10 protein-coding genes and 1 pseudogene are annotated in these 13,922 nt (G+C 54.1%); 2 read left to right on the forward strand and 9 right to left on the reverse strand.

Translation table 11 applies throughout. The features are described from left to right. Positions 1-358: 358 nt before the first annotated feature. The 6 genes from VI25_RS27890 to VI25_RS16655 all read right to left on the reverse strand — a co-directional run bounded on the left by VI25_RS27890 (position 359) and on the right by VI25_RS16655 (position 4,414). Positions 359-490, reverse strand: coding sequence for a hypothetical protein (locus VI25_RS27890; RefSeq protein ID WP_262489971.1), 132 nt, complete (start codon positions 488-490; stop codon positions 359-361). A 50-nt stretch (positions 491-540) separates the two neighbouring features. Next, positions 541-1,260, reverse strand: coding sequence for a BT4734/BF3469 family protein (locus VI25_RS24175; RefSeq protein WP_152981670.1), 720 nt, complete (start codon positions 1,258-1,260; stop codon positions 541-543). A 31-nt stretch (positions 1,261-1,291) separates the two neighbouring features. Further along, positions 1,292-1,666, reverse strand: coding sequence for a hypothetical protein (locus VI25_RS27070; protein ID WP_045686978.1), 375 nt, complete (start codon positions 1,664-1,666; stop codon positions 1,292-1,294). Then, positions 1,659-1,982, reverse strand: a complete 324-nt coding sequence (locus VI25_RS16650) for a helix-turn-helix domain-containing protein (protein WP_045686979.1) — start codon at positions 1,980-1,982, stop codon at positions 1,659-1,661. Before VI25_RS16650 ends, VI25_RS27070 begins: the two co-directional genes overlap by 8 nt. Before the next feature lie 109 nt (positions 1,983-2,091). Continuing rightward, positions 2,092-3,153 (reverse strand): hypothetical protein, encoded by a 1,062-nt coding sequence (locus VI25_RS24805; protein ID WP_152981671.1) that lies wholly within the window; start codon positions 3,151-3,153, stop codon positions 2,092-2,094. Positions 3,154-3,166: 13 nt separating this feature from the next. Further along, positions 3,167-4,414: a site-specific integrase gene (locus VI25_RS16655; RefSeq protein ID WP_045686980.1), complete on the reverse strand. Its 1,248-nt coding sequence runs from the start codon at positions 4,412-4,414 to the stop codon at positions 3,167-3,169. A 393-nt stretch (positions 4,415-4,807) separates the two neighbouring features. Here VI25_RS16655 and VI25_RS16660 point away from each other — a divergent pair, with 393 nt between their 5' ends. Beyond that, positions 4,808-5,512, forward strand: a complete 705-nt coding sequence (locus VI25_RS16660) for a RibD family protein (protein ID WP_045686981.1) — start codon at positions 4,808-4,810, stop codon at positions 5,510-5,512. A 428-nt stretch (positions 5,513-5,940) separates the two neighbouring features. Here the strand turns inward: VI25_RS16660 and VI25_RS16665 are convergent, their stop codons facing one another. The 3 genes from VI25_RS16665 to VI25_RS16675 all read right to left on the reverse strand — a co-directional run bounded on the left by VI25_RS16665 (position 5,941) and on the right by VI25_RS16675 (position 12,725). After that, on the reverse strand, positions 5,941-7,878 hold the full coding sequence (locus VI25_RS16665; RefSeq protein ID WP_045686982.1) for an SBBP repeat-containing protein: 1,938 nt from the start codon (positions 7,876-7,878) through the stop codon (positions 5,941-5,943). A 420-nt stretch (positions 7,879-8,298) separates the two neighbouring features. Next, entirely contained in the window at positions 8,299-10,509 is a 2,211-nt protein-coding gene (locus VI25_RS16670; RefSeq protein ID WP_082455618.1) for a right-handed parallel beta-helix repeat-containing protein, read from the reverse strand. Positions 10,510-11,075: 566 nt separating this feature from the next. Further along, the gene (locus VI25_RS16675) at positions 11,076-12,725 is read right to left on the reverse strand and encodes a carboxylesterase/lipase family protein (protein ID WP_045686985.1); all 1,650 of its coding nucleotides are present in this window, start codon (positions 12,723-12,725) and stop codon (positions 11,076-11,078) included. 248 nt (positions 12,726-12,973) lie between these two features. On the opposite strand from VI25_RS16675, the pseudogene VI25_RS16680 reads away from it, so the two are divergent. Then, a pseudogene (locus VI25_RS16680) lies at positions 12,974-13,827 on the forward strand (DNA/RNA non-specific endonuclease). The last annotated feature ends 95 nt before the right edge of the window (positions 13,828-13,922 follow it).

Raw genomic sequence — 13,922 nt, forward strand, 5'->3', positions numbered from 1 at the left:
TTCGCACCCATCTCGCGCGTGCGCGTACGTGCGCGTATTGGGCCCGAAACTCCCGGCGTCTGGTTGCGCGGGCGTTGATATGTCGGGTTTTGTCGGGTCGGGCTCCGGTGTCGGAGTAGCGGCCCGGAGGGCGTTTAAGTCTAAAGTCATTGCCAGCTCTGTTGAAAATGTAGGGTTTTGTAGGGTTCTGTGGGGTTGTTATCCAGATGGACGAAATCCCAATCCGTATTTTTCTCTCCGAAGCGGGCTACAGGTTAGGTATTTGATTGCTAACCGGTATAACCCTCCTTTTTAGGGGTATTTAAGCCGCAAAACCCAGTTTATTCTTCTGCTCAATTCTGAGCGAAAGCCCGGCAGCTTATCCTGCAAAGCGTGGGCTTAGCCAGGCGTCGGCATCGTGGCAGACAAAGCAGGCGCGGGCCATATCTTTGCCGCTGGGGTCGGGCTGTAGCTCCGGCCCGTAGGAACCCAACAGGTAGCCTGATAGCACCCGGAAGTTGTCGAGGTGAGAGGCAGTCGGGTCGATTTCCAGAATAACCTTTAGCCCTTCCCCGCCGGGCTGGTAAATAGCACTACCAGCGCGGGGCTCAGCAATGGGTCAGCTAGTAAGGTGGCGCGAGCCGCACTTACGTCGGGCAAATGGTCAAAGTCCAGTACCAGCAGGCCCGAAGGAGCAACTAGGTTGCCATTGGCACGGGTAGGAGCGAAGGTGCCGGCGGGCGTTACGTAGTCGAGTCGTTTTTTCCATTCGGCGCGGGCTTCACTGCCAGCCGGTGCTTGCCGGAGCTGGCTTGTAGCCGGCACGAATAGTGGCCCGTGTATCATTTCCCAGAGTTGGCGCGGGGTAATGACCGCGTACGGGGCGGCGCTCCTAATACCGCCCCGGAAGTAGCTGAATTGGGGTGGCTCCGGTGCCGTTGAAACCGGGTCTGCTATTACTGCTTTGCTTCTGCTATCGGCTGGTAGCTCCGGCGGTGTGGCCTCATTTGCCGGAGTCGGATTTATTCCTGCTTCATACCTGCTTTTGTCCGATTCTCCGGAATAATTCCCTGTTATTTCCCTGCTTTCTGTTGGTTCCCAAGGTGCGCCAAATACACCCCGCCGCGGTTCCCGGAGGCCACCCGCCCGGAGTATGGCTAGCCAGTCGGAGAGGGGCCCCGCGTAGCCGTGCCGGTGCAAAGCCGCTTCCAGCTCGGCGGCGGTGCGTGTGAGGGTTGGACTGTAGTCAGAGAATAACGCGCGCACGGCGGCCGAATCCATGGCACGGGTTTCAGCAGCCAGCGGCCCACCACTAGCCACGGGGGCGGCGGGCCGGGCCCGTTCTGGTAACTACAACGGGTGAAGCCGCGGCAGTCGGATTTAACAAGTAGAGCCGCTTTATATCGGACGCCTCAAAGCGGAACACCGGGTCGTCATTGGGGTGCGGGTCGGCTGGAACAAAGGCTATTGCGCCACCTCTATGGGAAGTGAGTAGATTAGTTACTGCTTTGCCTACCCAAAGTATACGCGGGCCGAAGTCCAGTCCTTCCCCGGTTGTGAGTAGTGCCACGGCAGAGCCGGCGGGCACGGCAGGCCAATCCCGGCGGCGTATAGGGTAAGCCAGGCAGGGCCGGCCGCTGGCTAACAGTAGCACCGGTGGCGCATCGAGAAGCAGTACGTTAGCCACGGCGAGTTTCTCCTTTCCCAGCTGGCTTGGCCGTACGTTTGTGGCGCTGTAGTGCGTTCAGCACGTCGGCTCTTTTCAGGTAAGTACGGCCCCCTATTTTGTGGTATAGGAGCATTCCGCGCCGCTTCCAATCGTGTATGGTTTGAGGGCATACATCTAAAAAGTCAGCGGCTTCGCGCACGGTCAGCAGTTCCGGCCCGCTAGCTGTATCGGTGGGCACGGCCGGGCCGGAATTACTGACCTCATGCCTGATAATTGCGCGAAGGTCGTCTAGAAGTTGGGAGTAGGTTACTCCGCTGGTTAGGATAGTTTGCATTGTGCATTATGCCCGCCGGGGTGTGATTCAGCTGGGATGATGCAAATGGACAGTATATGCTTTGCGGATACTTGCGGAAGCAGAAAATCCGCATCAAAACGCAAAAGATTTATCGGGGATAAATAGATTCAAGTGCAGCATCTGCTTTGGACTGCCAAGCTTCAGCTTTGTGTGAGGGCACACGAATACTGTTCTCAGTAACCTTTACCCTCCATGTAGAAAATGATCGTCTTAGGTGGGCGGCGTTTGGTTGTGGAGGAAGGAATCCTCTTGATATAAGTGCTAATACAAGTCCTATCCAAGCGCATGTAGGAGCTGTTTCGGGATTTATTCCCATTCTATTCACAGCTTCCTTAAGTTTATCTTCTTTGATGTGTAGCAAAATATCAGCCCAACTATCAGATACAGACAATGTCCTGATTTTTTTCGGCTGTAGTTGAGGGCTCACAGAAAGCTTATTTAAGGTTTCAGGTTCACTTATGTCGTTGCAGGAAACCTGAATATCTGTCTGTTTTGAATGGTAGCTCACCACTCGCATAGTTGGGTATAGTTCTGGATTGGAAAGCCATTCAACTTCGGGTATTCGCTTGTTAATCCATTCATTAACAAGCTGTTTATGCCAAAGCTCTATCCCGGATTTTAGCAAAAACCCTTGCAAGGCATATATAAAGTTTCTACCTGTTTCTGCACCTAGCAATGAGTGTTTCCTGTAGTTGCCATCAAGGCATTTTGGAAGGTCGATTCTGCCTAGTGTCCCTAGGTACTTATATAGCTTTGTGAAAAAGACTGAAGTTTCAGCTAGTTCTATGCAAACTTCGAATGACTCCTTATAGTCAGGGCCATCATGAATAATAATCTGTCCAGGTGCATTACCGTGGGTAAAAGCAGCACGGTTTGTTATACTCTGAGCAAAGCGTGTCCATTCATTTCCCGAGTATTTCTTTAATGATAGAGCAGGCAAAGAAATCAACGCTTCTAGCTCATGATAAGACGTTGTCTTACAATACTTCCTTCTTAAATACTCAAACTCTACTATTCTATAATTTGAGGCTAATGCTTTCACTGACGCCGGTGTTGCGGAAATAGGAGCCGGTATATAAGTGCTAGATTGACCTACTGTTGTTCCATATGATTGAGGTTGAGCAACAGGGGATAAACCGTAATTCTTCATGAGATTAGAATAGTTATTGAGCTATCTTGAGCAAGGAAGGCATTTCATACACGCGAGCAAACTCCCGTTCTACTGCTTGCTCTGTGATATTCACATAGCGTTTAAAGGACTTCCAATCCCGGTGCCCGGTTATCTTCATTACCAGCTCCGGCCGTAGTCCTCGTTCTAGGCTTAGCGTTACGAACGTACGGCGGCCAGTATGACAGCCCAACCGGTGCCACTTGGGTACGGTGTGGCTTTCACGGGCTCCGCCCCGGTAGCGGATAACCTCTACTGGCTCCGTAATACTCGCTCGTTCTCCTAGCTCTTTTAGGTAGTCGTTGAGCTTCTGATTAGTAATTGGCCGCACTTCTCCGGCAATCATCCGACGCACAATAGGCAAGGCGCGGGCCTGTAGAGGGATAGTTACTGCTTCCCGGGTTTTTTGAGTAGTGAGGCGTAAGGTTTGGCCGCGTAAGTGTTCGGCCCGGATACTTACCAGGTCGGAATAACGGAGGCCGGTATAGCAGCTCAGTAGAAACAGAGTACGGGCGTTGTCGAGGTAGCCAGATTCCGGTAGGGGCAAGGTTTCCAACGCTTCTACTTCCTCAGCAGTAAGCGTCATTATATCGGGCTCCTGTCGTTTCCAGGTTAGCCGCTCGTATCCTATGCTTTGGTGGTAGCCACGTTCGGCCGCCCACTTCATAAAGCGTTTGAGCGTCATTACCTGCTTGGCTACCGTGTTATCTGTTAAGCCAGCAGTACCTAGCAAGTAGGTCGTAAAACGGTCGTTGAAGGTGGTAGTAATTGTGTCGAACCCTACGGCGTACTTCGCTTTCTTCTCGAAGCCGCGTAAGTGTCGGCCAGTGGTTTCATACACGGCGGCGCTCCGGGCCTTACCACGTACGCGGGCTAACTCTATCCATTCTGTATAGTAGTCCCAAAAGGTGAGGCTAAGAGCTGCTTCCGGAGTTTCCTCCTGTTGCTTGGGGGCGGCGGCCTCTTTGAGTTGAGCAGCAGTTGGAAGTAGCCCCTCTGCCAAATAAGAGGCGTAGCAATCTTCTATCTGCTTTGCCTTGACTTCCAGCGCATCATTAACAGCTGGGTTATCCGGGTAGCCGCGTTCCAGAGCCTTCTGAGCTTTAGTCAGCCATTGGTTAGGATGGATAGAGAGGCCAGTATAAACCTTTATCCGGGTGCGCCGATCAACAGTGAGCAGCGCGAAGATGGCCGTAGGGCGGTCAGCCTTAGGCTCCTTCAAATGGAAGGATACAGTTGCCATAAAACGGGGTAAATAGTTGCCGTTCTAAAGGTACTGAAAAATGTTTTTCGGGGTACGCGCAGGGGTACACACTTACCGATTTACCCCGACTTTACCCGATTTTTTCTTTCAGGGTACACACTCAATATGCCTTCATACGCTGCAAATAGACATTATTTGAGTCTTATGCTGTCGGGCTCGCATGTAGGGAGTAAGTCCCTTCCTCTCTGCACTAAACCTGTTTCTACTTGTAGAGACAGGGTTTAGCTTTTTTCGCGGGGTAGAGCCAAGAGCTATATCTGGCCTGTGTTGTGAGCATTGCAAGCTTTTTTCGGCTTTACCTATGCCATAGGTTGGTTGCTAACCTAGCTGCTAATTAAGCCACGAAGGCACAACTTCCGTTTAAGGCCTAGTATGAAACGACCCCACGTAATCTGCCATATGATGTCCTCGGTGGACGGAAAGATTCTGTCTGCTAACTGGAAGGCCGAAGAGCTAACCGAAACCTTTTCCGGCTACTTCGAGAAGTACCATGAAACCTTTACTGCGCAGGCCTGGATATGCGGGCGCGTAACAATGGAGCGCGACTTTTCCGGCGGTGTGCAGCCCGATTTGCAGCCTGCCCCACACCCTATCGCCCGGGAGCCTTTCATTGGGGACGCCCACGCAACTTCCTTTGCCATAGCAGTAGACGCGCACGGTCGGCTCGGCTGGGACGCTAACACCACCGGCGGCGACCATATCGTGGAGGTGCTGACGGAGCAGGTAAGCGACGAATACCTCTACTACTTGCAGCGTCAGCACATTTCTTACTTATTCGCTGGCCGTACCGAGGTAGATTTCGCTTTGGCCCTAGAGCAGTTGGCTACGCTGTTTCCTATTCAGACGCTGATGCTGGAAGGCGGCGGCCACTTAAACGGCTCCCTACTCAATGCCGGGCTGATTGACGAATTGAGCTTATTGTTGCTACCTATTGCCGACGGTACGCCCCAGTCGCCGACTACGTTTGAAGTGAGCGACTACCTCCGTAAGGGACCCGCCACGCGCTTGTACCTAGCCGAGGTGCAACAGCTCGATAACGACGTGGTATGGTTGAAGTACCGCTTCAAAGCTGTCTAAAAGTATTGCTTGCTACCCCGCCGTCAGGCTGAAGCCTACCCAAAGGATAGCACTTACCCAAGCTACACCAGAGCGTTACGTCGGGGCGCGGAATTGCTTTAAGCGCGGTTCCGCGCCCTAGTGTTGCCAGATCAGAGCATGGGCTCACATTCCCTTGCAGGGTCAAAATCGAGGTAAGCACCAGTATGGCTATCAGCAAGCAAAAAGGGCGGGAGGACACGGGCCAATAGAAGCGTTGCAGGCTGATAACCGGTATATGGTCACGCCATACAGCTTTTGCTCACGTTTTACAGAGCAGACTAAGAGCTGTGAAAGTATTACCCAGCGACTGGTAGAGCACGGAGCTATGGACGTTAGTTTGTGCTGGTTATGACTAAATAACGAATCCTGCTTGTGCGTGCAGCGGGTGCCGGACGGTTTAGGTAAACTTAGTTACCAAGAACTATCCGCTGCTGAAGTGCTGGCTGATTGGGACGCTGCACCGTAAGTTGATATACACCTGGAGGCAGGCTTTGCAGAGATAGAGTAGTGTTGCGCTCGTCGAATGGCTTCTGCCGCACTACTTGCCCCAACAGGTTACGCACCTCCACATGGGCGCCGGATGCTGCCATCGGAAGCTGCACTTGCAGTACCTGACCGGGCGCAACCGGATTCGGCCAAGCCAGCACCGTAGCTGTTTCGGTGGGTGTTATGCTGGTCAGGACGCTAGGTTGAAAAAGAGTGACTGAAGCTGCAGTACCCGCTAGGGTCTGAACCTGAACCGGTCCGGCAGTAGCGCCCTGTGGAACCGTTGCTCTCAACTGGGTAGCCGACTGCACCGCGAAACGGGCCGCCGGACTGCCGTTGAACAGTACCTGCGTAACTCCCACAAATCCGGTACCGCTTACGGTTACCTCTTGCCCTGGGGCTCCGCTGCTGGGCACCAGCGCGGCAATGCTGGCTAGCGTAGGTAAGTTATCCGTTAAGGAGGCTACAAACCAGTTTGACGTGGTGGTAGAGCCTATAAGAGTGGTGCTGCCCAGTGGCAAGGTAGTAGAAAAACGACCCGCTACCCGCGCCTCCCCCGTCTGACTAAAGCCCATCCGCACAAAATCGTCCGGGTTGAGACCACCGGAGGCGGTGCCCCAGCGGAGCGTACCTTGCGACGTGTAGCTGAGCAACAGGGCATCGTAATGCCCGGCGCTGCTGAAGCTTAGTCCGGGGGCAGGTGTTACTTGGTCCATAAACCAGCCTAGTAGATACACATTGCCAAATGCGTCGAGAGCGGCTTGCTGGGCAATGTCATAGTTGCGGCCCCCCACGGTACGCGTCCACAGCAGGGCGCCTTGGCTGTTAAGCTTAATAAGCGCCTGATCAGAAGAGCCTGCTGAGGATAGGACCGTTGTGCCAACCCCGGCTTGGTCTGAAAAGCTCAGAGGCAGATACAAGCTTCCTTGCGCGTCCACAGCGCCAAGCCGCACTTCATCGTTGCCGGGGCCTCCTAGCTGCTGCACCCACTGCCGGTTACCTAGCTCATCGTATTTTACTACGTAGGCATCCATGCCGCCGCGGCTGGGATAGGGAACATTGGCAAATAGAGGAGCTTGCTGCACGCTGCAACTCATATATACCTCTCCCGCAGGCCCAAGCGCCAAGTAAGAAGGGTAGCTCTGATTCGCCATGGTCGAACCGTCTACCCGAGCCCACTGCACGGTGCCGCTCCTGTTGTACTTCACCACAAAGTGAGCGTACGCCGACCCAGGGGCTGGGCTGATGCTACTCCCACCGAAGGACACGCTGCCCCATCCTACCGTGCCGGTAATGTAAATGTTGCCGGCCGCGTCCACTTCCACATCGTGGCCAGTGGCGGAGTCTCCGATGTTGGGGCCAACGCTCTGCTGGGCCCACTGCGCCACCCCTTGCGGATCGTATTTGGCTAGGTAGGTAGCCTGCCGGGGGGTAGTAAGACTGATACCACCCAAGGCCAGCTGGCCCGAGAAAGCGCCAGTTACATATACATTGCCATCCGCATCGAGGGCTACCCCGTTGGCCGCATCAAAGCCCGCGGCAGAGCCTAGCTGACGGGCCCAGGCTACCGCACCCGTTGAGGTAAACTTGACTAGGAAACCGTCCGAATCGTTGAAAGCCGAAGTAGACAGCTGTAAAGTAGGGCTGAGAGTTAGAGTGCTATAAAAAGAGCCTACTACGTACGAGTTGCCTAGCTTGTCCACTACCATATCGTAAGGCCAAGCGGTACCGGTGCCAGTAGCCTGTTGCGCCCAGCCCCAGGTAGGAGCAACTGGGCTCTGTGCCTGAACGCTTGAGGAAAAGTAGCATACCATCAGGGCCAGTGTAAGCCACTGCACAACACGAGTAGAAATCTGCATAGAAAATAATGAAGCTGCGTAAATATATAATTATTAGGCAGGTGTTGTGTTATGTAAAGGCGCATTCAGCAGTAAAGCTATTCTGGGCATAATCATGACCAACCTGCTCCGCCAGCCGGCACTTTGAAGGCTATAGACTAAGGATAAAGCATCAGAAATACTGCCAGCATAGAACCAGTATAGAAATCAGATGCGGAAGATAGATGAAGGTAGCCTCACTAAAGAAAAAAGAGTGCACTAGGCCCACCTTATGCACTCAAGTGACTAGCAGCGCCAGTTATGAAAAGTGCATGGGGTAGCGTTAAAAAAAGCTACGGTCCTAGGGCATCTACTCAAGAGTAGGTGCCCTAGGACCGTGTGTATACGTGTTGGCCGAATGCATACTACGCGGTGCCTAGTATGCACTCGTGCAGCCCCGCATTACTCGATTACTAAGCGAGTGTACTCCCGCTTTTGCCCGTCGCTTACAGATAGTAGGTACGTGCCAGGAGCTACGGAAGCGGGTAGTTGTAGCAACACAGCAGAGGTAGGCTGCCCAGCAAACTGCTTTGCAAAAGCCACTTGTCCCGTTAGGCTCGTGATGCTTACCCGCACGGCTCGTCCGGTGAATGCGGCCATGTTTACCGATAGAGCTTCGCCTTTAGCAATAGGATTTGGGAATACGCTCAGTTCCTGGCGGCCAGTTAGGCGTGGCGAGACAACGGCCACGGAACTATGGTGGGAAGTGCCATCTACGTCTACCTGACGCAGGCGGTAGTACGTGACTTGTTCAATAAGCTGCGGATCGTTCCACGTGTATAGCCGGGTACTAGTGCTGGTGCCAGCCGCCGCAACGTTTGCCACTGAGGTAAACGTTCTGCCATCAGTGGAGCGCTGAACTTCGAAAAAAGCACTGCCTACTTCCATGGCGGTAGTCCAGCCTAGAGAAACGAGGTTCTCCTTGTTCTCAGCGGTAAATTTGACCAGCTCTACGGGCAGCGGGCTAACGGCCCGTCGCTCGTTGGCACCAATGTTACCTGCCGTACCTGCCGTTGGGGTTGGTAAGTTATACAGGTCGTGGGCGCCTAATGACATGTCAAATAAGGTTTGCAAATCCAGCCCGGCCCCGATGAGGGGGGAGTTGGCTTGCAATTGGTAGGGCATCCAGGCGCTCATTGACTTACCCAGAGTCATGGGGTTGGTGCCACCGCTACCAGGCGCGTTCAGGAGCGGGTCTACTTCCAAGCCGCTGTTGGTAGTGCCAACCCTTTCGGCGCCAGTAGCATTACGCCATGCATTAAGGCTGTAGTGCGTAGCTCCGCCCTGCTTCCACGAGGCGTTGGCTCCGGTGTTCCAATAGCAATTGCCTTGAAATAATACGCTGCTTCGGCCATAATCGAGCAGGAATGGTACGCCCCCAGTGGTCTGGAAAATATTGTTGCGAACAGCCGTGGAGTGCATGTGCGGACTGGCAAGGTAAACTGCTTGCGGAACGTAGCCACTGGCGGTTGGCGTAACGTAAATGGTGTTGTTGTGCACGTTAGCTCGGTTAATGCCGCCGCTAGCCCCCGACGACCATAGCAGAATGGCTCCCCCATAACGCCGGGCATCGTTCTCACTGACGTTGTAACGGATAGCTACATCCTGCAGCGTAACAGGCGCCCCATCAAACTGAGCCAGCATGAAGCCAGGGCCGTCGTTGTCGTGCGAGTAGTTGTACTGCAACACAGAGTTTGTGCACCCACCGTCCAAATCAAACCCGCCGCCGTCCAGCGTGCCTGAATGGTTGTGGTGCGACTCGGAATATTCTACGACTAAGTTGTTGCAGCTATAGGCCCACATACCCGCCGGACCGGTGTATATGTGCGAGCTTAGCCGGCCGTTGTTGTAGGTTTCGCAGTGGGTAACAAGCCCTTTATCAATATTCGCTAGTACAATGCCGCTACCCGTGTTTCGGTCCGTGATGTCAGTTCTGCCGGAGTTGTTATACGATTTGCAATTGGCTACATACCAGTTACGGTTAGCGTGGAGCGTTGCCCCATAAGAGAAGATTCCCGTGTCGCCGTTGTCGTGCACAAGCGTATTGGTAATGCGTACGTCATCATAGCCGTAGGCCTCACCCCAGAAATCAACACTGGTGTTGTGGCTGCCGATGGTGATGCCGTACTGCTGATAGCCGCTAACATCCAGGCTGTCAAGTGTAATATGACTGAACTGAGCGCTGCTAGCATTGCCAGCGTCGCGGTAGAATAGAACACCATTTTCCGCGTTAACGGTCCGGCCAGCGCCTACAAACGTTAGTCGTCGTAGCTCTATACCATCGGTATTGTAGGCTATAAAGCCAGGCTCCACACCACTGTTTATAATAGCAGATGTGGGGCCATAGGAGCTAAAGATGATTGGCAGTGTAGCAGTGCCGCTGCCCTGCGGTTTAAGCGTACCTGCAAAGGTTTGCGTGGCCTCGAACAATATCTTGTCCCCAGGGCGAAATACCACGCTGTTAACGTGGTCAATGCTTCGCCACGCAGTAGCTGGTGCAGTACCCAGATTCGCATCGTTGCCGGTTGGGCTAACATAGTATGTTGTGGCTCTGGCAGCGTGAGACAACCCTATGAGCAGTAGTAGCGAAGAAAGGAGTAAGTGCTTATTCATAGTACTGTTTCAAGAATCATTCGGCTAAATTATGATATTAAATGATAAATTTTATAAAAATTGTATAACAAAATTAGATCAGTCACTATGACCGGTTTTTGCACTTAAGCCTAACAGCTGAATACTCAGCTCTCATCTGTGCCTATTTGTTCATCGCACCAGGCTGTAGGCCTTGCTTTGACGCTATATGCTGTCTACAGCGCAAATCAGGCGCAAGCGAGTATAGTGGTGCGGGCAAAAAGTATAGTGAGTTACCAAGCGTCTAACAAGCAAAACAGCGTTACTAGACATGAATAGTATATATGACTTTTTGTATTTATGTAACTAATTGCTAGTCAAGAAGAGACTTACATGAGTCATTAAGCTCAAATCAGCCCGGTGACAGCCATAATTTTGCTTCTCATTCTGACAGCAGGATAACTATAGGTACCTCGGTATAGTAACTTGGCTCATATACCCAGCTAGTGCACTACTGTTGTGCAAGTGCCCTCAACGCCAACGGCGGTACCAGCTACCTGATTACAAGTAGCTGGTACGCCGTTGCGTTGAGGAAGAAACGTGAATTACTACTTGGCGGCTTGCTGGTCGAGAAACAGGTAGCGCGCACGGTTGACTTCCGGCTCCGATCGGGTGGTTACGTCGATGTGCATGAGCGGGCCACTGTTGGTAGCGGAAGCAGCGGGCCAAGTAGGTAAGCCCTTGCCGTTAGGGTTTCCGGTTTTGATGAAATTGGCAAAGTAAGTTTGCATAGTTTGCGACACCTTATAGTCATCAGGAGTCCAAGCAAAAACCTTGTTGCCAGGTAAATTGCCTAAGGCATATTCTATTTCGGCTGAGTGTACGGCGCCGCGGGCGGGCGGGGCTTTCGGAGCCGTAGTAGCTTGCTTTACTACGCCACCCGCCAAGCCCGTGGTAGCATTTCCCATTTCGGGCACCATTGCTGGCCGGGGCCGGGCGTAGATATAGCGATACACGGGTTGAGCGCTGGTTTGCGTGTGCGCATCGGCCCACTTCCAAGTGCTATAGGCAATAAACCGGTCGCCGGCCAAGTCGGTCGCCGATTGCTCGGCTTGCGCGGGCGTGGTAGCGGGGTATAGCTTGAGTATTTCCTCGGCCCGGCTACCGTAGAGTTTTTGTACGGCGTTACGGAAGCTTTCGGGAGTAGGCGCTTCGGCGCCTAGCAGCGCCTGGTACCCCATCTCCTGCGAATTCCAGCCCACCAGCAATGGCACGCGCGCCTGCTGACCAGCGGCAAAGGTAGCCGTGGGCATCTGGGTGAAAAAGTAATTATCAAGGGTAGGGGCGAAGCGAGGTACTCCTGGTTTGCCGGCCGCCTCCAGCAACTGTTGGGCCGGTAAGGCCCGTAAAGCGGCTAGGGAGGTAACCCCAAGGCTCTTAGCAAAAGCTACCCCAGCTTGCTCGCCATCGGTGAGGGGCACTGGTCCGAAGCCAGTGTTGAGCATGGAGCCACTTTCCCCAATAGCCTGTGCAAATAGTCCTTTGGATAGGGGGGAAGCCATTTGGGCACTCACCGACATAGATCCCGCCGATTCTCCCGCAATAGTGACTTGCTGCGGGTCGCCGCCGAAAGCGGCAATGTTTTGTTGTACCCAGCGCAGGGCGGCGCTCTGGTCTAGGAAACCGTAGTTGCCAGCGGCATGGTTGGGCGACTCCTTGGTAAGCTCTGGATGAGCCATGAATCCGAAAACCCCGAGGCGGTAGTTGACAGTTACGGCCACAATGCCGCGGCGGGCCATGCTCTCCCCATCGTAGCGCGGCTCCGAGCCGTCGCCGGCAATAAAGCCGCCACCGTAGAAGTAAACGAGTACCGGTAGTCGCTCTTGGCTGGTTTTGGCGGGTGTCCACACGTTTAGATACAAGCAATCTTCGCTAACTCCATTGGAGCGAAAGTTCATGTCGCCAAACACGGGGAGCTGCATGGCCCGGGGGCCAAACTGCTTAGCCTGCCGCACTCCGGTCCAGTTCTTTGCCGGCTGAGGGGCTTGCCAGCGCAACTCACCTACGGGCGGAGTGGCGAAGGGCACACCCTTAAACGAGCGGATGCCAGTAGCGGTGGTAGTGCCCTCCAGCAGGCCATTCGTGGTTTTTACCTGGTTGCTGGACATCTTGACAGCGGTAGTAACCTTTGAGGTTTGGGCAAGCGCGGCCGGTAGGGTGGGCGTTGCAAGCAGGGAAAGACAGAGAAGCAATTTCATAGCGGGAGGGTGGAGGGGAAAAACTGGTTGGAGAAAGGGAGTAGCAGCGGGTAGCGGAGCTTACGTAGAGCGTCAAAAAGGATGCTGCCCCGCTCAAAGACGGACAGCGAGTTACCGAGTACTCGTGGCTTTTCCAACCAGTTTTTCGGGTCTGAGTTCAATCGGAGTAGCAAGTCGTCTGTCCTAGGCTGGGTTTCGTACCTAGGTGCAGCGGGTTCCATATGAACCTGGTTTAATACTTTCGTGGCATGAACGCACTTTTGAAGGAATGGAGCCGCTGGGCTAGCCTTGTTGCCCTGGCAGGCGTAAGCGCCTGTTCTTCCTCCGACCCCACACCCACTGCCAACCTTCCCGAGCATCTCACCCTAGGTAATCCCAGCGGGGCCATCACCGACAGCAAACAACCTACTAATTACCTGCTCAGCAAGCGCCAGTACGCTCTTAGCTACCACCGCGACCAAGGCAAGCCCAACTGGGTAAGCTGGCACTTGGACGCCAGTTGGCGCGGCTCTGCCACCCGCCAAGACAACTTCGCGCCCGACCCCTCCCTCCCCGCAGGTGGTACCAAGTACAGGCCAGCAGCTACACTGGCTCGGGGTTCGACCGGGGCCATAACTGCCCCTCCGCCGACCGTACCAAGACGGCAGCCGACAACTCGGCTACCTTCTTAATGACTAATATGATGCCCCAGGCACCGCGCAACAACCAGCAAACCTGGGCCAACCTGGAGGACTATACCCGCACCTTCCTTAGCAAAGGCCAAGAAGTATATGTCATCTGCGGAAGCTACGGCAAGGGCGGAACTGGCTCCAACGGCTACAAAACCACCATCGACCAGGGCCGCGTGACCGTGCCGGCCCGGTGCTGGAAAGTAGTTGTCATTCTGCCGGTTGGTGACAACGACGCTTCGCGCGTAACCACCAGCACCCGCGTCATTGCCATTGATACGCCCAACGACACCTCCCTGGGTACCAACTGGGGCCAGTACCGAACCACCGTGGATGCTATTGAAGCGGCTACCGGCTACGATGTGCTATCGGCCGTGCCAGCCGCAGTGCAGCAGGTGCTAGAGAGCCGCATCGACGAAGGACCAGTATCATAAGGTGCTGGCCTTACCCTTCAGCTTACCTATGTTTAGCAAAGAATAGCCGCCGCCAGCCGCTAGGTTTGCCAGAAATAGGGCGCCGTTGGGTGTTC

This window comes from Hymenobacter sp. AT01-02, assembly GCF_000961955.2.
In the GTDB taxonomy this organism is placed as follows: domain Bacteria; phylum Bacteroidota; class Bacteroidia; order Cytophagales; family Hymenobacteraceae; genus Hymenobacter; species Hymenobacter mucosus.